The organism is Paenarthrobacter sp. (genome assembly GCF_031180005.1).
Classification (GTDB): Bacteria; Actinomycetota; Actinomycetes; order Actinomycetales; family Micrococcaceae; genus Arthrobacter.
In genome coordinates, this window is sequence record NZ_JAPSHI010000002.1 from 209,074 (window position 1) to 232,559 (window position 23,486).

Genomic DNA, 23,486 nt, shown 5'->3' on the forward strand with positions numbered 1-23,486 from the left:
CGGAAAAATGAACGCACACCAAATCGATCAGCAAACCCTTCTGAAAGATGAGACGGATCCTTTGACGCACACCCCGGTTCACCTGCTTTCGCTTGAGGGAGTAGGCAAGCACTACGGCAACATCATCGCCCTTCGCGACGTCACCATGGCCGTGGACAACGGTCGTGTCACTTGTGTCCTGGGCGATAACGGGGCCGGCAAGTCCACGCTCATCAAGATCATCGCCGGCCTCCACCAGCACGACGAGGGCGTACTGAACATCATGGGCGATGCCAGGAAGTTCTCCTCTCCCAGGGAGGCACTCGACGCCGGCATCGCAACCGTTTATCAGGACCTGGCGGTGGTCCCCCTGATGCCCATTTGGCGCAACTTCTTCCTGGGCTCCGAGCTGACCAGCGGATTCGGCCCGTTCAAGAGCATGGATGTTCAAAAAATGAAGGACATCACGCTCAAGGAATTGGCGGACATGGGTATCGACCTGCGCGATGTGGAGCAACCCATTGGACAACTCTCCGGCGGCGAACGCCAATGTGTGGCGATTGCCCGTGCCGTGTACTTCGGAGCGAAAGTGCTTATTCTGGACGAACCCACAGCCGCGCTGGGCGTCAAACAGTCGGGTGTCGTCCTCCGTTACATCCTCCAGGCCCGCGACCGAGGACTCGGCGTCATCTTCATCACCCATAACCCGCACCACGCCTTCCCGGTCGGGGACCGTTTCCTGCTGCTCAAGCGCGGCAAATCAATTGGCTACTACGACAAGAAGGACATCACCCTCGACGAACTCACTGCCCAGATGGCCGGCGGCGCTGAATTGGCTGAACTCGCGCATGAGCTTGAGCAGTTGGGCGGCCACGGCGACGTGGTGAAAGAGGTCAAAGCCGAAGTCGCGGACGTGACGGACAGCGTGAACACCGGCGCTCCGAAGCACGAGTAGCAGCAGCGTAGGCGGGGTGCTTCCGGTCTCCCGGGAGCACCCCGCAAGGCTGTGCACGCACTACGCACACACAACGCCAAAGAAGGGAACACCATGCCGATCCGGGTAGGCGTCATCGGCGCCGGAGTCATGGGTGCAGACCACATCAGGAACCTTTCCACCACCATCGGCGGCGCCGAAGTCACCTTTGTGGCAGACCTCGACGTCGACCGTGCCGCCGCGGCAGCACCGCACACCGCACGGATTACCTCAGACCCATCGGAGCTGATCAATTCCAGCGAGGTGGACGCCGTCGTCGTTGCCTCGCACGATTCCACGCACGCCGGCCTGGTCCTTGAATGCTTCGAGACAATGACCCCTGTACTCTGCGAAAAGCCGCTGGCACCAACGCTTCTTGAAAGCTTGGAAGTGGTTGCTGCCGACGCCGACATCGTGGCCGCAACGGGATCTTCGCTGCTCTCCCTCGGCTTCATGCGACGCTTCGATCCGGGCTATGTGGCTCTGCGGGAATCCGTGCGCGGCAAAAGGCAAGGTGAGCCCCTGATGGTTCACTGCGTCAGCAGGAATGGCTCCGCGGCTCCGGGAACAACAGCGGAATCTGCCATCACCAATTCGGCTATCCACGAACTGGACATTGTTCCCTGGCTACTGGGTTCTCCTATTACGGAAGTGTCATGGCATGCCGGCAAAAGCACTCGGCATGCCGAAACCGGACTGCAGGATCCGGCGTTCATGACGTTGCGCACTGCAGACGGGACACTCACCACGCTGGAGCTGTACCTCAATGCCCAGTATGGCTACACCACGCGCTGCGAGGTGGTCTCAGAACTAGGTACCACTTCCCTTCAGGAATCGTCCCTGCTGGGCATCGAACAGGACGGAGCCAGGCAGGAGCTAATCCCTGCGGACTGGCGCCCCCGTTTCGCTGACGCGTACCGGATTCAGTTGCAGGCTTGGATTTCTGCACTCGCTGGCGGAGAGCCGACTCCCCTTGCCAGCGCACAGGACGGACTCAACGCCTCCCTCGTTGCACAAGCCATGATTCAGTCGCTGCATAGCGACGGAACGTCTACGAAAGTCAGCTACTCGTGACGCCAATGAGGCTCCCGCACTCCCGTGTACCGGAATCCCGCGATGCTCCGAGCCTGCGCTGGGGCGTTATAGGTCCTGGCTGGATTGCCGAACGGTTCACCGAGTCCATCCAGGCGCACACCGGGCAGGTGATCGCCGCCGTCGGATCCCGTTCCCTCAGCCGGTCCAAGGCGTTCGCGGAGGCGTTCGACATTCCGGCCGCCTATGGCAGTTACGAGGAACTGGCGGCAGCCCCGGACGTAGACATTGTCTACGTTTGTACGCCACATACCGGCCACCACGCGGCCGCCGTCCTGGCCATCGATGCCGGCAAGCACGTCCTGATCGAAAAACCGATCGGACTCGACGCAGACCAGGCCCGCGACATTGCCGCGCGGGCCGCAGCGGCAAGTGTTTTCGCCGCGGAGGCAATGTGGACCTTCTTCCTGCCGAAATTCGATGTGATCCGGCAGATACTCGATGCCGAAACGCTGGGCACCATCACCACCGTTGTGGCTGAGTACGGTGAGTACTTTGATTCCTCGCACCGCATCTTCAATCCGGAATTGGCCGGTGGTCCGCTGCTTGACCTGGGCACGTACCCGCTGGCCTTGGTCACAGAGGTGTTGGGCAGTCCGCGCCAGCTGCATGCAATCGGTTCGCCACATGAGTCGGGGGTTAACGCCCAGTTGTCTGCCGTCATGCAGTTCGACGGCGGTGCACAGGCTGTGGTGAACACCCACGTGCATAACTTCACGCCCACCGCCGCCACCATTGTTGGCTCAAAGGCAACATTGGTAATCGACGGTCCCTTCAATATGCCCGGCGCCTTCGAGGTCAGGTTTCCCGACGGATCGCGACTGCGTCACGATGAACCAGCAGGCGGCCACTTCGAGGGCCTTCACTACGAAGCCGCGGCTGTGGCCCGGGCCATTGCCGCAGGCAGCCTGCAAATCAGCGAGCGAACGCTGGTGTCTTCCATTCGCACGCTGGAAGTAGCCGATGAGATCCGACGCCAGCTAGGCGTGGAGTTCCCGGCACGAGTCACACTTCTACCTTCAAAGGAAAATCATGAGTGAAGTCATTCTTGGCCTGGTAGGCGTCGGACGCATTGGCGTCATGCACGCCAACAACATCGTCGCCCTCAAGGAATCGCTGAGCCGCAGGGGCATCAACATCCGCCTCAAGCTCACCGATGTAGCCACGGACCATGCACGTTCCGTCGCTGCTGGACTGGGTGCAGAGTTCGTGCCCTCAGTGACGGAACTGCTCGCCTCCGGTGTGGATGGCTTGGTTGTTGCCACCGGAACGGCAACCCACCCGGAATTGATCCGCGCCGGAGTGGATGCCGGCGTTCCTGTGTTCTGCGAAAAGCCCGTGGCCATGAACGTCTCCGATGCGCTGCCTGTGCTGGACTACATCAGCGAGAACAACGGCGTGGTGCAAATCGGCCACCAGCGACGTTTCGATGCAGGCTATTTGGAGGCCAGACGCGCGTATCAGGCCGGTGAGTTGGGGTGGATCCATTCCTTGCGCGCAGTTACTTGCGATATGACGCCACCGCCGGTCGAGTTCCTGGCGACATCCGGGGGGCTGTTCCGGGACTGCTCAGTCCATGACTTCGACATCCTCCGCTGGTTGACGGGCAGCGAAATCGTTGAGGTCTACGCCAAGGGTTCCAACAATGGAGACCCGGCGATCGGGAATGTGGGCGACGTGGACACGGCTTTAGCTCTCATCACTTTCGACGACGGCACTGTGGGCACGGTTTCTGCCAGCCGCTACAACGGGGCCGGCCATGATGTGCGGTTGGAGGTCCAAGGCTCCAACAGCTCGGTCATGGTGGGCTTGGACGAGAAGAGCGCATTGACCTCGACTGAAGCTGCGGTGGCCTTCCCTGAAGGGGAACCGCATCAGAGCTTCGCGGAGCGCTTTGACCAGGCATACCGCTCCGAGATGGTCGCCTTTGTGGAACTGGTGATGGGGGAGCGCGACAACCCCTGCACCCCAGAGGACGCGGTAGCAGCCTCCCGTGTGGCTGACGCGGCCCAGGAATCGCTGACGACCGGTATGCCCGTGAAGGTTGCACTCAGGGTGTCCCGCTGACGCTGCTGCCAAAAAGCTGCCCCTTCTTCGAATCTGTTGGATTCGAAGAAGGGGCACCGTTTTATGCCGGGAGTTAAGCGCCGAACGGCAACCGCGGGTCGATGTCCTGGCCTTCCCAGCTCTGCCGGACCCAACCATGGTGGGGGTCATCGCTGATCAGCCATTCGCGGACAGGCCCTGGGCCTGCCATGACGTTGAGGTAGTACATGTCATAGCCCGGTGCTGCCATGGCGGGGCCGTGCCAACCATAGGGGACCAGAACTACGTCACCGGTTCGAACCTCCGCGGAAACGTCGATGGGACGCTCGTCCGAGGCGTAGACACGCTGGTAGCCGATTGCGTCGGCATCTGCCGGTGCACCGGAGCCAGCGGCTATCTGCGTCTCGAAGTAGTAGATCTCCTCAAGGTGGGTTTCGCCGTCTTTTTCCTCATCGTGCTTGTGCGGGGGATAGGAGGACCAGTTCCCAGCGGGAGTAATGACCTCACACACGATGAAGCGGTCGGCCTCCAGCGCTGCCGGGGTGCCGAAGTTGTGCACCTGCCGCGAACAGTTACCGGCGCCCCGGAGTTCCACGGGCGTCTCGGCAGCAGTGACGAGGCGGCTTGGGTAGGAGTTTTGTGCAGGGGCCGTTGCAACAGCGACACGCCCGCCGTCGGCCGAGCTGATGGTGACGGACTTTCCGGTACCGGAGTACAGGACGTCGCTGGGTCCGTGGAACACGGAAGCCCGGCCCGCAAGCGTGTACTCCACGTCGTCGACGGTTACGGTGAAGGCGCCGTTGAGGGGCACTACGATGCGTTCCTCACCAACAACAGGAAGCTCGACGGCGGCCCCGGCAGCGATGGTGGCAACCTTGAGGCCCGTGTGTGCCCAACCGTCTATGGCAATGGCGGAATCAGAGGTGCCGAGCGAGATGTCCCATACGCCGTCGGCGGCGGAACCCAGGGGGTAAACCCAATTGGTCATGGAAGGGGAATCCTTTGTATAAGCTGTGCCAGTTTGTTTGGCCTGATCAGCGCTGTACGAGTGTCATTTCAAAACTGTAGGAATCGGCGCGGTAAACGTGGTGGCCCGTCTCCACGTGCCGGCCGGTGTCGTCCACCGCCGTGCGTTCCATGGTGACCAAGGCTGAATTTACCTCGGTTTCAAGGAGGGGTGCCTGGTAGTCATTGGCGATCATGGCACCGATGCGTTGCGTGGCAAGGCGGAAGTTGACGCCGCCTCGGCGCAGGATTGAGTAGAGGCCCTCTGCTGCGAGCATGGCTTCGTCCATGGTGGCGATGTCATCGCGCACCCAGTTCTCCATGAGGGCCAGTGGCTTGCCGCCAACTTTACGAAGACGCGTGAAGTGGTACACCTTGGAGCCAGCGGGCAGCTCGAGCGCAGCGAGGGTGGCGGCGTCGGCTTCCTCGTGGGAAAAGCTGAGCACGGTAGTGGTGGGCTTCTTGCCGTTGTTGGTGAGATCGTCAAAAAGGCTGGAGAGTTCCAGGGGGCGACGGACCTGGCTGGATACCACTTGGGTACCAACCCCGCGTTTGCGAACCAGGAGACCGGAGCGGACCAGCTCGTCCATGGCCTTACGCATGGTTGGCCTGGAAAGGTTGAGCTGGGCCGCGAGGTCTATTTCGTTCTCAAGGCGACTGCCCGGTTCCAGTACTCCGCTGTGGATGGCGGCCTCAATACCCTGTACAACTTGGTGGTAGAGAGGCACGGGAGAAGAGCGGTCGATGTTAAGACCAAGTTTTGTCACCACTGGAATACCCCGGATTTCAGGCGCAACCCCCGCCTCCTGTATGGATGCTCAAGGTATGTAGCCATTTGTTCGCTTGATAGGACATACTTTCTCCCTTGATGGTAGCAGCCAACTTTCGATGGTCAAATGGTTAGTGTCAGTGGGCAAGACGTCAGGAGGATGAGTGCAATGCCAAAGACCGGAAAGAACGATCACGCCCGCAAGGACGAGTTGCCGTCCACCTTGCAGCGCTCGGACCAGAAAGCCCAGGACACTTTTGCCAAGACCTACGATTCGGCAATGGAGTCCTATGACAACGATTCGAGCCGGGCTGCCCGCACAGCTTTCGCTGCACTGAAGCACAGTTACGAGAAAGTGGGCGACCACTGGGAAGCCAAAGAGGAACGAGGACCTTCCGACGACCGCGCGGAGGAAGGTGTGGCTTCACATAAGCCCACGGCCGGCGGCGTGGATGCGAATGCCTCCAAAAAGCACCTCTACCGGCGGGCTCGTGAGTTGAATATCACGTGCCGCTCGAAAATGGACAAGAACGAGTTGGTGGAAGCACTGCAAAAAGCCAACGACGCCGCAACGCGAAAGGCTCGGGAAGGCTAGTCCCTCATTATCCCGCCCTGGTCTTGAGTCGGTCCGACATGCGCCAAATATGCAGGAACCGGTTCACACCGGCATAGTTAACGTCTTGGGGTTGCACTTTATGGGTACAGTCACCGCATGAAGGCAGGACAGAAACGAACAGGGGCTTAACTTGGCAGGGAATGCGACCTTCCGGCACAGCAACACCGCGCTGCTCTCGGTGAGCAGCGTCGAGGCTCCGAGGATAGTGAGCTCCACGGATTTCGACCGGAGATTGGCTTCGACCCTGCAGCGGCTGAAGTTTCCACCGCGATTGCTCGAACGCGTTGCCGGCATCACGCACCGCCGCTGGTGGGCTGCCGGGACATCGTTCGATGACGCTGCCGTGGAGGCGGGCGCAAAAGCCTTGGCTGAAGCCGGTGTCGAAGCCTCGGAAATCGGCTTGCTGATCAACACTTCGGTTACCAGGCGCAACCTTGAGCCGTCCGTAGCCGTCAAGATCCACCACGAACTCGGCCTGCCGTCGTCGGCCATGAACTTTGACTTGGCCAACGCCTGCCTCGGATTCGTGAACGGCTTGATCCTGGCAGCCAACATGATCGACTCGGGCCAAATCAGATACGCAGTGATCGTCAACGGCGAAGACGCTCAGGGCACGCAGGAAGCCACGCTGGCGCGACTCCAAAGGCCCGAGACCACGCGCGAAGATTTTAACCGGGAATTTGCCACGTTGACCCTTGGTTCCGGGGCCGCCGCGGCCGTCCTGGGGCCTGTTGACGAGCACCCAGGCGGCCACCGGCTTGTGGGAGGCGTCATGCGTGCCGGCACGGAACACCACGAATTGTGCGTTGGTGGCATCGATGGGATGACCACCGACACCAAGGGCCTGCTCGACGGCGGCCTGCAGCTTGTGGTGGACGCTTGGCATGAAGCCCAACCTGAATGGGACTGGGCCAGCATGGACCGCTATGTCACGCACCAGGTCAGCAATGCCTATACCCAGGCGATCATCAATGCCATCGACCTGGACCCGGACAAGGTTCCCATCACATTCCCGCATTGGGGCAATGTGGGGCCCGCGTCTCTGCCCATGACGCTCGCCGCCCAGGCGCAGTCGTTGACCTCAGGTGACAGGGTCCTGTGCATGGGCGTGGGTTCCGGGCTGAACGCAGGAATGGTGGAAATCGTTTGGTAGCCGCCAACTGGCCGGGTGTGGACCCGGAATGGTCCCGGACAATCCGGGTAAGGTCCACGTCGGAGGTGGACGCGCCGGGGACTGTTCGCCGCTGGCACTTGATGGACAACGGCGCCCAACTCTCCAACCGCGGCCTGGCGCCAATCGGCACTTTGCTGTGCGTTCACGGCAACCCCACCTGGTCCTATCTATGGCGGACGTTGTTGAGCGCGGGAGCAAGTCCTGCCCATCCCTGGCGGGTGGTTGCCGTGGACCAGCTCGACATGGGCTATTCGGAGCGCACTGGGACATTCCGTCGCCTCGCTGACAGGATCAACGATCTTGGTGACCTCACTGATGCGCTGGGCCTGGACGGGCCAGTGGTGACGGTGGGCCATGACTGGGGTGGCGTGATCAGCACGGGCTGGGCGTTGGAGCACCCGCAGCTCGTCAGGGGCGTGGTGCTGACTAATACTGCCGTCCATCAGCCCTCGGATTCGCTAATCCCGTCGGCACTGCGGCTCGCCTTGCACCCCGCCGTACACAAGTGGGGCACCACGACGTCGGACGCCTTCCTGCGCGTGACGCACTCGCTGGCAACCCCGCCGCTGCCGGCCGACGTCGGAAGGGCCTTCATGGCCCCCTACCGCGGAGCCGGACGCCGGACCGGGGTGGGGAATTTTGTTGCGGATATCCCCGCGGATGCGGACCATCCCAGCTTCCCTGCGCTCACGCGCGTTGCGGAGGGCCTGCGCGGGCTGAAGGTGCCCGCGCTGATGCTCTGGGGTCCCAGGGATCCAATATTTTCCGACCGGTACCTCAAAGATCTCATCGGCCGGTTTCCGCACGCAGACGTCCATCGCTTCGAAGGTGCCGGCCACCTCTTGCCGGAGGACCGGGACATTGCCACGCCTGTCTTCGACTGGCTATCTGTGCACGGTTCCGCAATAGTTGGCCACGGTTCACAAGTAGCCGCTGCACCTGTCAGTGGCGAATCGGTCACGGAAACGGCTGAAGAGACGGTTCCAGCCTTCCGTCCACTGTGGGATTCGCTGGGCGAGCTGGCGGCGGGACCGGCAAGGGAAGACGTGGCTGTTGCCGAAATGGCGCCGGACGGAAGCGTGAGCCGTTCGCTCAGCTGGCAACAGTTGGATCGGAAAATCCTGGACCTGGCGGAGGGCCTGCGGGAAACCGGTGTGGGGCACGGTAACCGTGTGAGCCTGATGGTCCCGCCCGGAACTGACCTCACCGTGGCCCTTTACGCTTGCCTGAAGGTTGGTGCAGTTGTAGTGGTGGCCGACGCCGGACTGGGAACCAAGGGCATGAGCCGCGCCGTGAAGGGTGCTACCGCCGATTTCCTCATTGGCATCGACAAAGCACTCGCGGCAGCCTCGGTGCTTGGCTGGCCGGGGCGGCGCATCAGCGTACGGGGCCTTTCTGCCGCCCGGCGTCGGATCCTGGGAGTTGAGACCTCGCTCGCGGCCTTGGGAAGGCGTGGCGCAAGAGGCGGCGCCGGGCGCGGCGGCGAGCTGTTAGGGACGAGTGTGGACCCGGCTGCGCCAGCCGCAGTCCTGTTCACTTCAGGCTCCACTGGCCCCGCGAAGGGAGTGCTGTACACCCACGGGCAGCTGGCCGCGATGCGGGATACGGTTGCCGCGACTTTCGGGATCCGTTCCGGTGCCCGCCTTGTAGCTGGCTTCGCCCCGTTTGCTTTGCTGGGTCCGGCGCTCGGAGCGGTTTCGGTAACCCCGGCCATGGACGTAACTGCGCCCAGTACCTTGACGGCCCGAGCCTTGGGGGACGCTGTCGCTGCCATCGACGCTACCGTGGTCTTCGCCTCGCCTGCAGCGTTGCGTAATGTCATAGCTAGCCGGGATGATCTGAGCGGCACAGCGCGCATTGCACTTCGAAACGTTGAGCTACTCCTGTCCGCAGGCGCGCCCGTGCCTGAGTCGCTTCTGGCGCAGGCGCAGCAGTTGATGCCCCAAGCGTCCCTGCACACGCCTTACGGGATGACGGAGGCCCTTCCAGTCACAGACATCAGCCTGGAAGAAATCCAAGCCGCTGACGCCGATGCAGCTGCCGGGACCGTCATCGGAGCCGGTAACGGGGTTTGCGTGGGGAAACCCGTACACGGGGCCTATCTGGCGGTTGTCCCGTTGGCAGCGGATGGAACCGCGCCCGGATCGAGTCCTGTGACAGACGTGGGGGTGACGGGCGAGATCCTGGTCAGCGCGCCGCACGTCAAGGAGGCCTATGACAGGCTCTGGCTGACCCAACGGGAGAGTGCCGGCGTTACCGGATGGCACCGCACGGGCGACGTGGGACACTTCGACGCCGCTGGCCGACTTTGGGTGGAGGGACGCCTTGCCCATGTTGTGACGGCACCAGGGACTGTGGTGACGCCAGTCGGGGCAGAACAATCCATCGAACGCCTGGACGGCGTACGGGTGGCTGCCATCGCCGGGGTTGGACCGTCGGGAACCCAAGCGGTGGTTGCTGTGGTGGAGACCGCGCCTCCCGTTCCCAAAGCCGGCCCCGCCGGGCCGCAACTCGCGGGGCGTGTCCGACGCGCGGCCTCCGAAGCCGGGGTCGATGTCAGTGCCGTGCTGGTGGTCCCCGCGCAGCCAACCGATATTCGGCACAACGCCAAGATTGACAGGACCCGTCTGGCCCGCTGGGCTTCACGGGTGCTGGCCGGCGGACGTCCGGGAAAACCATGAGGGTCCTCGTCACGGGTGCCAGCGGGCTTCTGGGGGGAGAAGTGGCTCGGCAGCTGCTTTACCAAGGCCATGCCGTAGCAACGTTTCAGCGCCGCCCGTCGGGAGTGGACGGCGCCGAGGACTTCCGTGGGTCCATTGATGATGATGCGGCGCTACGGAGCGCAGTTGACGGGGCCGAGGGAATCATCCACCTCGCCGCCAAAGTGTCCATCACAGGGCGCGCAGCCGAGTTTGACGCGGTGAACGTGGAGGGAACCCGCCGGTTGCTCAATTTGGCCAACGCGGCCGGGGTGCGGGACGTTGTGTATGTCTCGTCTCCGTCGGTGGCACATTCCGGCACGGCTATCGTGGGGTTGGGTGCGGAGCGCGCTGATCCCCGCCGTGCGCGCGGCGACTATGCCCGCACCAAGGCCGAGGCGGAATTGCTGGCCCTCGCTGCGGATGGACCAGACTTCCGAGTGGCGGCAGTGCGCCCCCACATTGTGTGGGGCCCCGGTGATACCCAATTGGTGGAACGCGTCCTGGCTCGTGCGAGCCGTCGCCGTCTGCCATTGCTCGACGACGGCGCTGCACTGATCGATACAACCTACGTGGACAACGCCGCGTCCGCCATTATTGCCGCCCTGCACCGGATGGATCACGTCCATGGCAGGGCCGTAGTGGTGAGCAATGGTGAGCCCCGGCCGATCGGCGAGCTGCTGGCCGGCATTTGCTCAGCGGGTGGTGTAGCCCCGCCGTCGTGGTCCGTGCCTGGTGGCTTGGCAAGGGCTGCTGGAGCCGTAGTAGAAAGGCTCTGGACCTGGGCAGGGCGCAAAGAGGAACCGCCGATGACCAGGTTCCTCGCTGAACAGCTCTCCACCGCGCACTGGTTCGACCAACGCGCAACCCGTGAACTCCTCGACTGGAAACCAGTTGTCTCGATTGATGAAGGACTGGTCAGATTGGCCGGGTATTACAGTTCGCGTGCTTCGGCTGACGGGGAAACCGGCGGACTTCCTTAGAACCGAGTCCCATTTTCGCCGAATCAGTGTTGCCAAACCCTAGCCGCAGGATCAAAGTGAGATAAATCAGATCATTTACATGGTCCCGGGGACCGTGTACGGGCCGGGGGTGGACCATGAGCACCACGTCAGACAACGCCTTGGAAGCAACGCCTGCCGGTGAGGAACCACAGCTTAAACGCGTGCTGGGACCCAAACTTCTCCTCCTCTTTATTGTCGGAGACATTCTTGGGGCCGGGGTATACGCGGTTACGGGGACTATGGCAGGGACAGTTGGTGGAATCGTCTGGTTGCCGTTCGTGCTCGCCTTTATCGTCGCCACCCTCACCGCGTTTTCCTACCTTGAGCTGGTGACGCAATACCCTCAGGCAGCCGGTGCTGCGTTATACGCGCATAAGGCCTTCGGAATCCATTTCGTTACTTTTCTTGTGGCGTTCGCCGTTGTCTGCTCAGGCATCACCAGTGCCTCGACGTCGGCCAATGTCCTTGCCCAAAACTTTTTTGGTGGCATGGAGGTCAACGGCTGGATGGACGTGCCGGACCGCGGCGTGATCACTGCCGTGGCACTGGGATTCATGCTGCTGCTGGCCGTGATCAACCTTCGCGGCGTGGGGGAGAGCGTTAAGTTCAACGTCATACTCACCGCAGTTGAGGTGCTTGCCCTGTGTATCGTGATCGGGGTGGGCTTCTTCGTGATGGCCCAGGGAACCGGCAATGTCCAGGAAGTCTTCGTTTTTACCGACTATCAGGACAAAGGGTTGTTCCTGGCGGTCACTGCAGCCACATCCATTGCCTTTTTTGCCATGGTCGGCTTCGAGGACTCGGTAAATATGGTGGAGGAAACCAGGAATCCGGAGCGGATTTTCCCCCGCACCATGTTGACTGGCCTCGGTATAGCAGTGATCCTCTACGTGCTGGTGGCTGTGTCAGTGGTCAGTGTGCTGACACCGGCGGAGCTGGGGGAGATCAGGGAAGCTGAGGGGGCGGCTCTTCTGGAAGTGGTGCACAAAGGGTCACCGGATTTCCCCATCGACAAGATCTTTCCTTTCCTCGCCGTCTTCGCAGTGGCCAACACGGCGTTGATCAACATGTTGATGGCCAGCCGGATGATTTATGGCATGGCACGCCAGCACGTTTTGCCTCGATCCCTGGGACGGGTCCTACCGGGTCGCCGGTCACCCTGGGCCGGCATCGTGTTCTCCACCGTCCTGGCCATGGGGCTGATCTGGTACGTCAGCAGTGACCCCTCCAGCAACATCGTGGCCAACCTTTCCGGGACCACGGCGTTCCTGCTGCTGTGCGTGTTCACCTTGGTCAACGTGGCATGCGTAGTTCTCCGCAGAAAGCGCGATCCTCACCGGAAGGTGTTCTTCACTTCTCCAGGACAGCTGCCATTGGTGGCAGCTGTGCTCTGTGCCTTCCTCGCTGGTCCCTGGGTGGGCAGGAACCCCATCCAGTACGAAGTGGCCGGCGGTCTCATGGCCATCGGCGTGGTTCTGTGGTTCATTACCTGGTTGATCACCAGGAAAAGCAACTCTGGAGCGGCAGAACCAGCCAGCGCGCAGGTGGATGCAGAGGGCCAAGGACCACAACAGCCACCGCAGGATTGACGCGGGTTCAGGTGAGATGGTCGAAGTCTCCTTGAGTCCATGCTGCGTGGCGTCGTGCAGAATCGTACAGGACGTCTTTCGCTCCGGAGGCGATGATGTTGTTGAAGTTGCCGTAGATCCGGTCGAACGTCAGCATCTCCAGCTGAGCTGCGATACGTAACGCCACCGCCCCGGAGAGCGGTAAGCGATTGGGATAGCTCCGCATGAACGCGACCGTGCGGCGATCGGGGTTGGGATATACGCTGTCACCGGTCAGCAGTACCCCTCTTCCGCCCGCCCCTGCCTCCCAGTGCACCACCGCGCTGCCCGCAAAGTGCCCCCCTGTTTGATGCAGGACCAATCCTTCGGCGATTGTTGTGGTGCCGGACCAGTAGGTAACGCTTGGATCCCTGCGTCCGAGCCATTCGCGGTCGGCTTCGGCGACCAGTACCGGGACGTTTCCAAGGCGGCGCGACCATTCCACCTGCACTCCGAACATGTGCGGATGACTGGCGGCAATAGCTACAACGGGGCCGTGTTCGAGGACCGCCGCCACAGCGTTGTCATCGACGTAACCCACCGGATCCCACAGCAGCGAGCCTTGGGACGTCACCACAAGCTGGGCAGTCTGGCCGATACCGACTCCGGGTTCAGTCCTGACCGCAATAAGTCCGGGTTCATTTTGCTCCAGCACGACCTTCTGTCCTGTCCGAGCGAGTTCGTCCAGGGTGAGCCATTGTTGCCCGTCCTCGGGCACGTACTGTCGTTCATCGGCACAGATAGGACAAACATCCGGCGCAGGTTCGTCGCGTTCAACGGCGCAGGTTGCGCAGATCAGCATCAGGAGTCCTTTCCTCGGCACTTTGTATCCGGCTGTCCCGCCAGGTATCGCCAGGTGATCATCATGCTTACCATTGTGGAGCAGTCGAAGTCGGAGAGGGACACCACACTAGGAGCGGACATGGCACTGAGCAAGGGAACACACGTGGAGTGGAACACCCCGCAGGGCAAGACGCACGGAAAGATCGTGGAAAAGAAGACCAGTGACTTTGTCCTGGATGGCAACAAACACGTGGCCAGCGAGGACGAGCCGCAGTATGTGGTGGAGTCAGAAAAAACCGGTGCCAAGGCAGCGCACAAGGGCTCAGCATTGACTGAAAAGAGCTAGTCGAATGGCACCGCAATACGAGGTGGTCATCATCGGCGGGGGCAATGCAGGTGTGTCATTGGCTGCGCGCTTGAAGCGATATGGCGTCAAGGACATCGCCCTCATCGAGCCCAAGGAGCATCATCTCTACCAGCCCTTGTTCTCCCATATTGCCGGTGGCCGGGCCGAGGTCAAGGAAGCCGTTCGAAGCCAGGAGTCCGTGACACCCAAGGGGGTTGAGTGGATCAAGGACAAAGCGGTCAACGTGGAGGCGGATGCTAACTCGGTCACGCTGGGGTACGGTTCCACAGTGACCTACGGGCACCTTGTGGTGTGCCCGGGGCTGCAGTACAACTGGGACGCCGTTCCGGGGCTGGCTGAGGCGGTGCATTCACCGTACGGTTCCTCTCATTACGAGTTTGAGCTTGCGCCGAAACTCTGGACCCTCTTGAGCACTATGAAATCGGGCACCGTCATCTTTACGATGCCTTCGGGACCAATTAAGTGCGGCGGGGCAAGCCAGAAGCCGATGTACTTGGCCTGCGACTACTGGAGGCAGCAAGGCGTCCTGCAGAATATCCGGGTTGTCATGGTTCAGCCTTATCCCACAGTCTTCGGCATTCCGGAGGTAGACCGGGAGCTTGACCGCAAGATTGCCGAGTACGGAATCGAACTCAGGACAAACAGCGAACTGGTGGCGGTGAATCCTGCCGGACGTACGGCCACTATTCGGAACAACGCGGACAACACTTCGGAGGACCTGCCCTACGATGTCCTCAACGCCGTTCCACCCCAGTCTGCGCCGGACTGGCTAAAAGCTACGGACTTGCCAGCGGCAGGAGACCAGCATGGTTTCGTGGAGGTGGATACGCTGACCCTGCGGCATCCCAGGCACCCCAATGTCTGGTCACTGGGCGATGCCGCAGGAACCACTAACTCCAAAGCCGGAGGCGCGCTGCGTAAGCAGACCAAGGTCCTGGCGAAAAATCTGGTCTCGGCCCGCAAAGACGAACCGCTCAGCCAGGAGTACAACGGATACTCGGTATGTCCGTTCACCGTTTCACGGAGCACAGTGGTCTTTGCCGAGTTCGACCCCCACTACCGGCCGATGCCAACCATCCCAAAGGTTCCCACATGGAAGGAAAGCCGGCTCTCCTGGTGGGTGGACCGCGATATGTTCCCGCAGGTTTACTGGCACCTGATCCTCAAAGGCCGCGCGTAGGACGCAAAGAGACCGGTCCGGCCAATAGGCCGGACCGGTCTCTGTTAGTGAATCTGGTGTTGTGAACCTAAGCGGGCTGGATGTTCTCCGCCTGCGGACCTTTGGGACCCTGCGTAATGTCGAATTGGACCTTCTGGTTCTCCTCCAGCGAGCGGTATCCGCTCGACGTAATCGCTGAGTAGTGAGCAAACACGTCAGGGCCTCCATCGTCCGGGGCGATGAATCCGAAACCCTTTTCAGCGTTAAACCACTTAACTGTTCCTGTTGCCATGCCTTTAATTTCCTTCACCCGGTCGCTGGTCGGTCCCGCTGGTCGGTTTGCCGTCCCTGCCACTCACGATATGAGCCTATGGGCCGGTTACGCTTGGGGCAACACATTTGGGGAGACGCTTAGGCATCGGTGGGAAGAACGCCCGACGGCGGAAGGCCGCCGTCGTCCGCTTGTTGCCTTGCCGGAGGCTGCTTCAGGGCAGCCGCGCTTGGTCACGCTTTCGGTGGGAGCAGTGCAGGGTCCGCTGCTTCTGTGCGGCCTGGTGCGCGAAGCGCCAGCAGCGGAAACAGGAGTACCGAGAGCATCCCCGCGCCTATGAGGGCGGAGGAAATTCCACTGCTGATGAACCCATGTTCCCGGCCAATGGTTGTCACGGCGACGATGATTGGCAAAGCTGTGGCCCCGAACAGCATGAGGGCCCGTTTGTCCGCTCGGGTGGCGCCGGGAGGCGCGGCGAGCAAGGACGGAAGCCCGCGGATGATCAGCAACAGGGCAAGAAGCAGCGGGACCATTGCCAGGGTCGCGGGACTGGAAGTCAAGGCGCCAAGATCGAAGTCAATGCCGGTGTCGATGAAGAAGATGGGCACCAGGAAGCCAAAGGCGACGGCGTCGATCTTCGTCTCAATGACTTTCCGATCTACTTCAGGAGCGCGTGCGATGGTGACCTTCCAGAGGACTCCCGCGGCGAAGGCACCCAGCAACATGTCCAGTCCCAGAATCATGCTGAGGACCACCAGACCGCTAAGAATCAACAGGATGGAACGCATGGCGAATTGGCTGCTGGTATGCAGTGTGGCGGTGACTTGGGCGTGGAACAGCGTGTGCCGTGCCTGGGAAGCAAAGTAGATTGCCACACCAGTCAGGAGAACGAAGCCGAGGAGGACTCCTGATGCGACGCCGAGTTGTTTGCCACTGAAGAACAGGGAGATAGCAATCAGCGGACCGAACTCGCCGACCGCACCCAAGGCCGTCACGGCGACACCGATCGGCGTCTTGGAAGCGCCGGCGTCCCGAAGGATGGGCAGCAAAGCGCCTAAAGCCGTGGAGCACAAGGCAACGCCGATAATCACGGCTGCCTCAGGTGAGGGGCCCAGGATGAAACCGGCCCCAATGCCGGCGGCCAGGGAAATGACCCAGCCAGCTGAGGCGCGATAAATGGGTCGCCCTCGGATCGCCGCGAAATCGATCTCGTTGCCCGCCACGAAAAACAACATGGCCAATCCGAAGTCAGCCAGCGTATCCGTTAAGGCGGTGGACTGCACCCAGCCCAGGAGGCTGGGTCCGAACAGGATGCCAAGGACAATCTCAAAGACCACGATGGGCACTTTGACCCAACGGTCAAGTAGCCGGGTGGCAAGAGGCGCTGCGACGGCCAGGACGGCGATGAGGACCAATGACGTGGACAAGCCTTGCATCGGCAGTGCCTCCGGTACCTTGGCTGCTTCAAGGAAAAGTACTCCAAAGCTACCGCCAGCTCTCCCAGTGCGCCAGAAGTCCAGGTTTGGGCAGCGTCAGGAAGCTGGCCGGCCGGGCCATTCCTTGCCCGCCCACGGGTCATAGTCCGCGATGAGTTTCTCCTGGGTCGGGCGCCTGTCTTCAGGGATGTGCTGAAGGTTTACCCGCACCCGATACCAAAGCGAACTCGATCCCCGCATCCCGTCAACAAGGACGTCGGCAGGGTGCAGCAGGGAAACAACGTCAGCGTGCCGGGCCTTCCACTCATGGAGTGCTGCCTCGGCCTCGGGCTTGGTCTTGGTGCGGGCAACCTCTATAAGGGGCATCATTGAGACCCGGCGACCCGAGCCGTCGCCGCTCCTGGGCGCCTTCTCGGCTGGGCCAAGCTCGGCAGCCAGCGAAAGAAGCCCATCGAGCGAGCCGGCGGCGTCGTCTATTCCCGCGTGGGGGTCGCCCAGATCTGAAAACCGATCGGGTACTGAGCGGACTGTGAACTGCTCTGGCCGGGCGGAGCGCACCTCCTCCCAAGCGAGCGGTGTAGAGACGCGGGCATCGGGCCGGGAACGGACAGAGTAAGCGGAAGCCACGGTGCGGTCCTTGGCGTTCTGATTGAAGTCAACGAACACGCTCTCCCCACGCTCCTCCTTCCACCACTTGGCGGTTGCCAGCCCCGGAGCACGGTTTTCCACTTCACGGGCAAGGGTCTCGGCGGCGAGCCGCACATCACGGTAAGACCACTGCGGTGCTATTCGGACCAGGATATGGAGCCCCCGGGAGCCGCTTGTCTTTGGCCACCCCACCAACCCGACATCATCCAGGACATCCTGTACAACGTAGGCCGTGTCCACAATCCGGGACCAATCAACCCCGGGCATAGGGTCCAAATCCACCCGCAGTTCGTCCGGGTGGTCAAGATCCTCCGCACGGACAGGGTGCGGGTTGAGGTCCAAACATCCGAGATTCACCACCCACGCCAAGCCGGCAGCATCGCGGATCACCGTCTCCTCCGCGGAGGTGCCGGACGAGTAGTGGAGAGTTGCTGTGCCAATGAACTCAGGATGGTTTTCAGGGACGCGTTTCTGGAAGAACGGTTCCGCGTCGATGCCCTTGGGAAAGCGTTTGAGTACCATCGGACGGCCGCCGGCGCCGCGTAGCGCCCCCTCTGCCACTGCGAGGTAGTAGTTCACCAGATCGAGCTTCGTCAGCCCGGGCTCGGGAAACACCATCTTGTCCGGGTTGGAGATACGGACCTCATGGCCGGTGATGTCGAGGATCTTGGCCGGGGACTTCGACGGGTTCATGCGGCCACGCTAGCAACCAACAGCCTTCCCAACCAGAGCCAGGTTGGAGAAGAGCATTAAACTCCTTTCGGCAACAAGCTGAGAATTCTGTAACTGGCTTTAAAAATATAAGTAGGTATGGTGTTGTCATAACCAAAAACCAAGGAGCATAAAATGTCGGGAAAATCGCCAAGCAGCGCCAAGTCGAAGAAATCAGGGAAAACGATTCTCGAAAAGAGGGCCGAAAAGAGGGCGAAGGCTGAAGGCAGTGAGAATCTCTTTTCAAAACCCCGGAAAAACCAGCGGTAACGCGGCTGCATAGCAGCGTAAACGAAAGTCACAGCAATGCAGCAGCTCATTACCGCGCTCATTATTCCTGCACGCCTCAGAGAGTTTATTCGAGTGGAGAGAATCGAGCCCGTTTTGACGGTTCAGCAGTCCCTCGTGGAAGGAAATGTTGAAGCAATAACCGGCCGGGGTTGGCACGTTCTCTTGAATGACGAAGCAATCCACATTCCTTTGCCCCTCAACCCGCGGGCCGAGGTCTTGATTCGCGAGGCAGGCACTCCCATGGAAAGCACAGTCAGTGGCACTGCCGTTTTCCTCGGTCATGGGAGCAGCGGTAATGATGAGGATGTGCCGCGTCATCTGTTAAGCCTTGCGGAGCGCCTGTTCGAGACGCGGCTGGCAGCTTAAGCAGAAGGCGTTCACAGGTGGGGGCGGGGCGGGCCGACTATATTGGCCCTGTCAGCCCAACACCACCATTGAGGGAGCCTGCACACTATGGCCAAGGAACTTGCCACCCAACTCATCGAACAACTCCAGGCTGCCGGAGTGCAGCGGATCTACGGAATCGTTGGCGACAGCCTTAACCCGATCGTGGACGCTGTCCGGCAAACTGGAGGCTCCAAGAAGGGCGGCATCGATTGGATCCATGTTCGCCATGAGGAGGCTGCCGCATTCGCTGCCGCTGCTGAGGCCCAGCTGACGGGAAAACTGGCTGTCTGCGCGGGGTCTTGCGGTCCCGGCAATTTGCACCTGATCAATGGGTTGTACGACGCCAACCGCACCGGAGCACCGGTGCTTGCCATTGCTTCGCACATTCCCAGCAAGCAGATCGGCAGCGGATTCTTCCAGGAAACGCATCCGGACCGGCTCTTCAACGAGTGCTCCGTGTATTCGGAGATGATTAGTACGGCCGAGCAAGCACCGCGGGTCATGCACAGCGCCATCCAGAACGCTGTTGGCCTCGGGGGAGTCGCAGTTGTGACCCTTCCGGGCGACATCGCCGGGCTTGAAGCTACGGCACCAACCCCGTTGCCGGCTGCATTCCGACCGGCAGCCCTGGTACCCGATCCAGCCAGCGTCCGGGAACTGGCTGACGCCATTAACGACGCCGGTAAGGTGGCTATTTTTGCCGGCGCCGGCGTCGAAGGGTCGCATGATGAACTGATCGCCCTGGCAGAACTGGTCAACGCACCTATCGGCCACTCCCTGCGGGGCAAGGACTTCGTTCAGTACGACAACCCCTTCGATATTGGGATGACCGGGCTGCTCGGCTATGGGGCGGCGGCCGAGGGCATTGAAGACGCGGACCTGCTCATCCTGCTCGGCACTGATTTTCCCTATGATCAGTTCCTGCCGGACACCCGCACTGCCCAGGTTGACAGGGCCGCGCAGCGGCTGGGGCGGCGGACCGACGTCGACATCGCAGTCCATGGCGACGTACGTCCCACCTTGACCGCTTTGTTGCCATTGGTTACGCCGAAGAAGAGCAGACGTTTCCTTGACCAGATGCTGAAGAAGCATGACCGCCTGATGAACAAAGCCGTGGGAGCCTACACCCGCAAAGTGGAGAAGAAGCAGCCTATCCACCCCGAGTACGCGGCCTCGCTGCTGGACCAGGTTGCAGCGGAAGACGCTATCTTCACAGCCGATACAGGCATGTGCAACGTCTGGACTGCGCGTTACATCAACCCGTTGGGCACCCGTCGGCTGATCGGCTCGTTCCTCCACGGATCCATGGCCAATGCCCTTCCGCACGCCATTGGCGCGCAGGTGGCCTACCCCGGGAGACAGGTGGTGTCCGTGTCCGGCGACGGCGGCCTGTCCATGCTGATGGGCGAGCTCATTACAGTGGCGGCACACCAGCTACCCGTGAATGTGGTGGTGTTCAATAACTCCACGCTAGGAATGGTGAAGCTCGAAATGTTGGTAGACGGGCTACCCGACTTCGGAGTGGACGTTCCGGACGCCAACTACGCAGCGGTGGCCAAAGCCTTGGGTTTCCACTCCGTGCGCGTCACGGATCCGGCAGACATTGAAGCAGCATACCGGGAGGCATTTGCACATCCCGGGCCGTCCTTGGTGGAACTCATCACCGACCCCAACGCGCTCTCCATTCCGCCGAAGATATCGGGCTCGCAGGTCCTTGGATTCGCCACGGCCATGTCCAAAGTGGTCCTGAACCGTGGTGCCGGGGAAGCTGTAAGCATGGCGCGAAGCAACCTGCGCAACATTCCCCGGCGGTAGGCTACAGACGGCTGGCGGCAGCGAGGTAGGGCGCTGTCCGGCTTGTTAGGGAACGCGCGACGACGGCTGGCGGGCCTGCGACCATGATCTGCCCGCCGGCGTCGCCTCCGCCGGGTCCCAGATCGATCACCCAGTCTGCGCCTGCCACGACATCCATCTCATGCTCCACCACGATGACCGTATTGCCTGCATCCACTAGCTTGTGCAACTGGGCCATCAGGAGTTGGACGTCGGCCGGGTGTAGTCCAGTAGTGGGCTCATCCAGCAAATAAAGTGTGTGGCCGCGCTGGATGCGCTGCAGCTCGGTGGCGAGTTTGATGCGCTGTGCTTCGCCGCCGGAAAGCTCGGTGGCCGGCTGGCCCAGGCGGAGGTATCCCAGGCCCACCTCGCGAAGGGTCTGGAGGCTGCGGGCAACGCCGGGAAGATCAGCCAGGAATTCGGAAGCCGCGTTCACGGTCATGCCCAGGACGTCGGCAATACTGTGTCCACGGTAAGTGACTTCCAGGGTTTCGGGATTGAACCGCGACCCGTGGCATTCGGGGCAGGGCCCGTAACTCCCGGGGAGGAACAGTAGTTCCACTGCCACGAACCCTTCTCCCTGGCAGGTTTCGCAACGGCCGCCGGCCACGTTGAAGGAGAACCGGCCAGCCCCGAAGCCTCGGGCACGGGCTCCCTCAGTGGCTGCGAACTCCTTCCGGACTCCGTCAAAGAGCCCGGTGTAGGTGGCCAGGTTGGAGCGAGGGGTCCGCCCGATGGGTCTCTGGTCCACCTTGACGAGCCGGTCCAGCTGGTGGAGCCCGGATACCAGGCCCACAGTGTTCGCCTCGTGCGAAGCGTCTCCTTCGGGGTGCAGCTCGGCCCCGATAACCTCGGCCAGAACGTGGCTGACCAGGGAGGACTTACCCGAGCCGGACACGCCAGTCACTGCCGTGAGCACGCCTAACGGGAACTCAGCCTCCAAGTCCCGAAGGTTATGGCGGTTGATGTTCTGAAGCTTGAGCCACTCCTTCGGCTGGCGGTGCTCTTTCGGCTGGCGGGGCTCTTTTGGTGGATTCGGGTTGTGGCTGTCAGGGAACAGGAACGGCCGCGTGATGGAATCCTGCACGTTGGCAAGTCCAGCCACGGGACCGCTGTAAAGTACCTGCCCTCCGCCATCACCGGCGCGGGGTCCGACATCGACAAGCCAATCGGCTGCCCTGACGAAATCCATGTTGTGCTCCACCACGAACACGGAGTTGCCTGAGCTCTTGAGCTGGTCGAGCACAGCGAGGAGCGGCTCGGCATCGGCCGGGTGCAGTCCTGCAGATGGTTCATCAAGCACGTATATGACGCCGAAAAGCCCGGAACGCAGCTGGGTGGCGATCCTTAGGCGTTGCATCTCGCCGGGAGAGAGCGTTGGTGTTGGACGACCCAGCGCGAGGTAACCCAAGCCTAGATCCAAAAGTACCGTGACCCGGTTTAGTAGGTCGCGGGTGATGGCGACGGCTACCTCGTTGGTTTCACCGGAGGTCTCAGTCCGTGAGGCTGTGCCGGCCGCCGTCAATTCCGTGGTGGGGCGGATGATGTTGGCGAGATCGGCCATCGGTAGCGCGTTGAGCTCGGCGATGGTCCTGCCTGCGAAAGTAACAGCAAGTGCGTCCGGCCGGAGCCCGCTGCCATCACACTGCAAGCAACGCCCTGTTTTCATGAAGCGCAGCACCCTGTCACGCATCGTGGTGCTTTTGGAGTCGGCCAGGGTGTGGAGCACATAGCTTTTGGCACTCCAGAACCGACCCTTGTAGGGCTTGGCGACTCGGTCCCGTTGCGGCGTCACTTCCACAACGGGCTGCTCTTCGGTGAAGAGAATCCAGTCGCGGTCCTTTCTGGGCAGCTTCCTCCACGGCATGTCGACGTCGTAGCCAAGATGTGTGAGTATGTCGCGGAGATTTTTGCCCTGCCAAGCGCCGGGCCACGCGGCGATGGCACCATCCCGGATGCTGAGGGACGGGTCGGGAACCAGGGACTCTTCCGTGACCGTGTGGGCGACTCCCAGTCCGTGGCACTCAGGGCACGCACCGGCTGAAGTGTTGGGAGAGAAGGCATCGGAGTCCAATTGCCGGGCCCCCTCCGGATAGCTCCCGGCTCGCGAGAAGAGCATTCGCAGGGAATTGGACAGGGTGGTCAGTGTGCCAACGCTGGAACGGGCGGTTGCCGTGCCTCGGCGCTGTTGGAGGGCGACGGCGGGTGGCAGCCCGGTGATCGTTTCCACCTTGGGATTGTGGCCCTGTTGAATGAGGCGCCGCGCGTACGGGGCCACGGATTCGAAGTAGCGGCGCTGGGCTTCGGCAAAGATCGTACCGAACGCAAGGGACGATTTTCCGGATCCTGAAACTCCGGTGAACGCAACAATTGAATCGCGTGGTACGTCTACGTCCACGTTACGGAGGTTGTTCTCGCGGGCTCCGCGGACCCTGACGAACCCATCCTCAGCGTCGGCAAACTGTGGTGTTTCCTGGTTGAAAGCAGGGTGCCGGGAATTTCGCAGTTTACTGTCCATTGAAACGACTCTATCGGTGAACCCACGCGCCTACGCCGGAGATACCATCAGCAAAGAGATGTATGGCCTCAAAATGGTGGAGCCAGCCAAGCTGTCCAATACGGCAGGATCAGCTTTG

General features: G+C 61.5%; 21 protein-coding genes. 13 read left to right on the plus strand and 8 right to left on the minus strand.

The features are described 5' to 3' along the window. Positions 1–7: 7 nt before the first annotated feature. The 4 genes from RIF72_RS03285 (at position 8) to RIF72_RS03300 (ending at position 4,111) form a co-directional block, all read left to right on the plus strand. Complete coding sequence (locus tag RIF72_RS03285; RefSeq protein ID WP_309073437.1) at positions 8–934, plus strand: ATP-binding cassette domain-containing protein; 927 nt, start codon at positions 8–10, stop codon at positions 932–934. Positions 935–1,027: 93 nt separating this feature from the next. Continuing rightward, positions 1,028–2,026 (plus strand): Gfo/Idh/MocA family oxidoreductase, encoded by a 999-nt coding sequence (locus tag RIF72_RS03290; RefSeq protein ID WP_309073438.1) that lies wholly within the window; start codon positions 1,028–1,030, stop codon positions 2,024–2,026. Between the two features lie 5 nt (positions 2,027–2,031). Beyond that, positions 2,032–3,084, plus strand: coding sequence for a Gfo/Idh/MocA family oxidoreductase (locus RIF72_RS03295; protein ID WP_309073486.1), 1,053 nt, complete (start codon positions 2,032–2,034; stop codon positions 3,082–3,084). After that, positions 3,077–4,111 (plus strand): Gfo/Idh/MocA family oxidoreductase, encoded by a 1,035-nt coding sequence (locus tag RIF72_RS03300; RefSeq protein WP_309073439.1) that lies wholly within the window; start codon positions 3,077–3,079, stop codon positions 4,109–4,111. The genes RIF72_RS03295 and RIF72_RS03300 overlap by 8 nt, the downstream gene beginning before the upstream one ends. A gap of 73 nt (positions 4,112–4,184) precedes the next feature. Here RIF72_RS03300 and iolB read toward each other — a convergent pair whose 3' ends face one another. Further along, entirely contained in the window at positions 4,185–5,078 is an 894-nt protein-coding gene (gene iolB / locus RIF72_RS03305) for a 5-deoxy-glucuronate isomerase (RefSeq protein ID WP_309073440.1), read from the minus strand. Between the two features lie 46 nt (positions 5,079–5,124). Continuing rightward, positions 5,125–5,865, minus strand: a complete 741-nt coding sequence (locus RIF72_RS03310) for a GntR family transcriptional regulator (protein WP_017199821.1) — start codon at positions 5,863–5,865, stop codon at positions 5,125–5,127. 168 nt (positions 5,866–6,033) lie between these two features. On the opposite strand from RIF72_RS03310, the gene RIF72_RS03315 reads away from it, so the two are divergent. From RIF72_RS03315 to RIF72_RS03335, 5 genes are all read left to right on the plus strand, one after another. Then, entirely contained in the window at positions 6,034–6,459 is a 426-nt protein-coding gene (locus tag RIF72_RS03315; protein ID WP_309073441.1) for a ChaB family protein, read from the plus strand. A 151-nt stretch (positions 6,460–6,610) separates the two neighbouring features. After that, positions 6,611–7,633 (plus strand): 3-oxoacyl-ACP synthase III, encoded by a 1,023-nt coding sequence (locus RIF72_RS03320; RefSeq protein ID WP_309073442.1) that lies wholly within the window; start codon positions 6,611–6,613, stop codon positions 7,631–7,633. Beyond that, entirely contained in the window at positions 7,627–10,335 is a 2,709-nt protein-coding gene (locus tag RIF72_RS03325) for an alpha/beta fold hydrolase (protein WP_309073443.1), read from the plus strand. Before RIF72_RS03320 ends, RIF72_RS03325 begins: the two co-directional genes overlap by 7 nt. Then, a complete protein-coding gene (locus RIF72_RS03330; RefSeq protein WP_309073444.1) occupies positions 10,332–11,336 on the plus strand; it encodes an NAD-dependent epimerase/dehydratase family protein in 1,005 nt (334 codons plus the stop codon). Before RIF72_RS03325 ends, RIF72_RS03330 begins: the two co-directional genes overlap by 4 nt. Before the next feature lie 116 nt (positions 11,337–11,452). Further along, positions 11,453–12,946, plus strand: a complete 1,494-nt coding sequence (locus RIF72_RS03335) for an APC family permease (protein ID WP_309073445.1) — start codon at positions 11,453–11,455, stop codon at positions 12,944–12,946. 7 nt (positions 12,947–12,953) lie between these two features. On the opposite strand, the gene RIF72_RS03340 is transcribed toward RIF72_RS03335, so the two are convergent. Beyond that, positions 12,954–13,766 carry an MBL fold metallo-hydrolase gene (locus RIF72_RS03340; protein ID WP_309073446.1) on the minus strand — a complete coding sequence of 271 codons (813 nt, stop codon included), beginning with the start codon at positions 13,764–13,766 and terminating at the stop codon, positions 12,954–12,956. A 120-nt stretch (positions 13,767–13,886) separates the two neighbouring features. Between RIF72_RS03340 and RIF72_RS03345 the strand changes: the two genes are divergently transcribed. Continuing rightward, positions 13,887–14,093 carry a DUF2945 domain-containing protein gene (locus tag RIF72_RS03345; protein ID WP_309073487.1) on the plus strand — a complete coding sequence of 69 codons (207 nt, stop codon included), beginning with the start codon at positions 13,887–13,889 and terminating at the stop codon, positions 14,091–14,093. 4 nt (positions 14,094–14,097) lie between these two features. Then, positions 14,098–15,294 (plus strand): FAD/NAD(P)-binding oxidoreductase, encoded by a 1,197-nt coding sequence (locus RIF72_RS03350; RefSeq protein ID WP_309073447.1) that lies wholly within the window; start codon positions 14,098–14,100, stop codon positions 15,292–15,294. A 67-nt stretch (positions 15,295–15,361) separates the two neighbouring features. On the opposite strand, the gene RIF72_RS03355 is transcribed toward RIF72_RS03350, so the two are convergent. The 4 genes from RIF72_RS03355 to RIF72_RS03370 all read right to left on the minus strand — a co-directional run bounded on the left by RIF72_RS03355 (position 15,362) and on the right by RIF72_RS03370 (position 18,641). After that, positions 15,362–15,565, minus strand: a complete 204-nt coding sequence (locus RIF72_RS03355; protein ID WP_014921815.1) for a cold-shock protein — start codon at positions 15,563–15,565, stop codon at positions 15,362–15,364. A 212-nt stretch (positions 15,566–15,777) separates the two neighbouring features. Continuing rightward, positions 15,778–16,980: a cation:proton antiporter gene (locus RIF72_RS03360; RefSeq protein ID WP_309073448.1), complete on the minus strand. Its 1,203-nt coding sequence runs from the start codon at positions 16,978–16,980 to the stop codon at positions 15,778–15,780. Between the two features lie 96 nt (positions 16,981–17,076). After that, entirely contained in the window at positions 17,077–18,321 is a 1,245-nt protein-coding gene (ligD, locus tag RIF72_RS03365; protein WP_309073449.1) for a non-homologous end-joining DNA ligase, read from the minus strand. A 56-nt stretch (positions 18,322–18,377) separates the two neighbouring features. Further along, positions 18,378–18,641 (minus strand): hypothetical protein, encoded by a 264-nt coding sequence (locus RIF72_RS03370; protein ID WP_309073450.1) that lies wholly within the window; start codon positions 18,639–18,641, stop codon positions 18,378–18,380. Positions 18,642–18,645: 4 nt separating this feature from the next. Here RIF72_RS03370 and RIF72_RS03375 point away from each other — a divergent pair, with 4 nt between their 5' ends. Together RIF72_RS03375 and RIF72_RS03380 are read left to right on the plus strand one after the other, a co-directional pair. Beyond that, complete coding sequence (locus RIF72_RS03375) at positions 18,646–18,996, plus strand: hypothetical protein (RefSeq protein ID WP_309073451.1); 351 nt, start codon at positions 18,646–18,648, stop codon at positions 18,994–18,996. 87 nt (positions 18,997–19,083) lie between these two features. Further along, positions 19,084–20,832: a pyruvate dehydrogenase gene (locus tag RIF72_RS03380; RefSeq protein ID WP_309073452.1), complete on the plus strand. Its 1,749-nt coding sequence runs from the start codon at positions 19,084–19,086 to the stop codon at positions 20,830–20,832. 1 nt (position 20,833) lies between these two features. Here RIF72_RS03380 and uvrA read toward each other — a convergent pair whose 3' ends face one another. Continuing rightward, complete coding sequence (gene uvrA, locus RIF72_RS03385) at positions 20,834–23,368, minus strand: excinuclease ABC subunit UvrA (protein WP_309073453.1); 2,535 nt, start codon at positions 23,366–23,368, stop codon at positions 20,834–20,836. Positions 23,369–23,486: the final 118 nt, after the last annotated feature.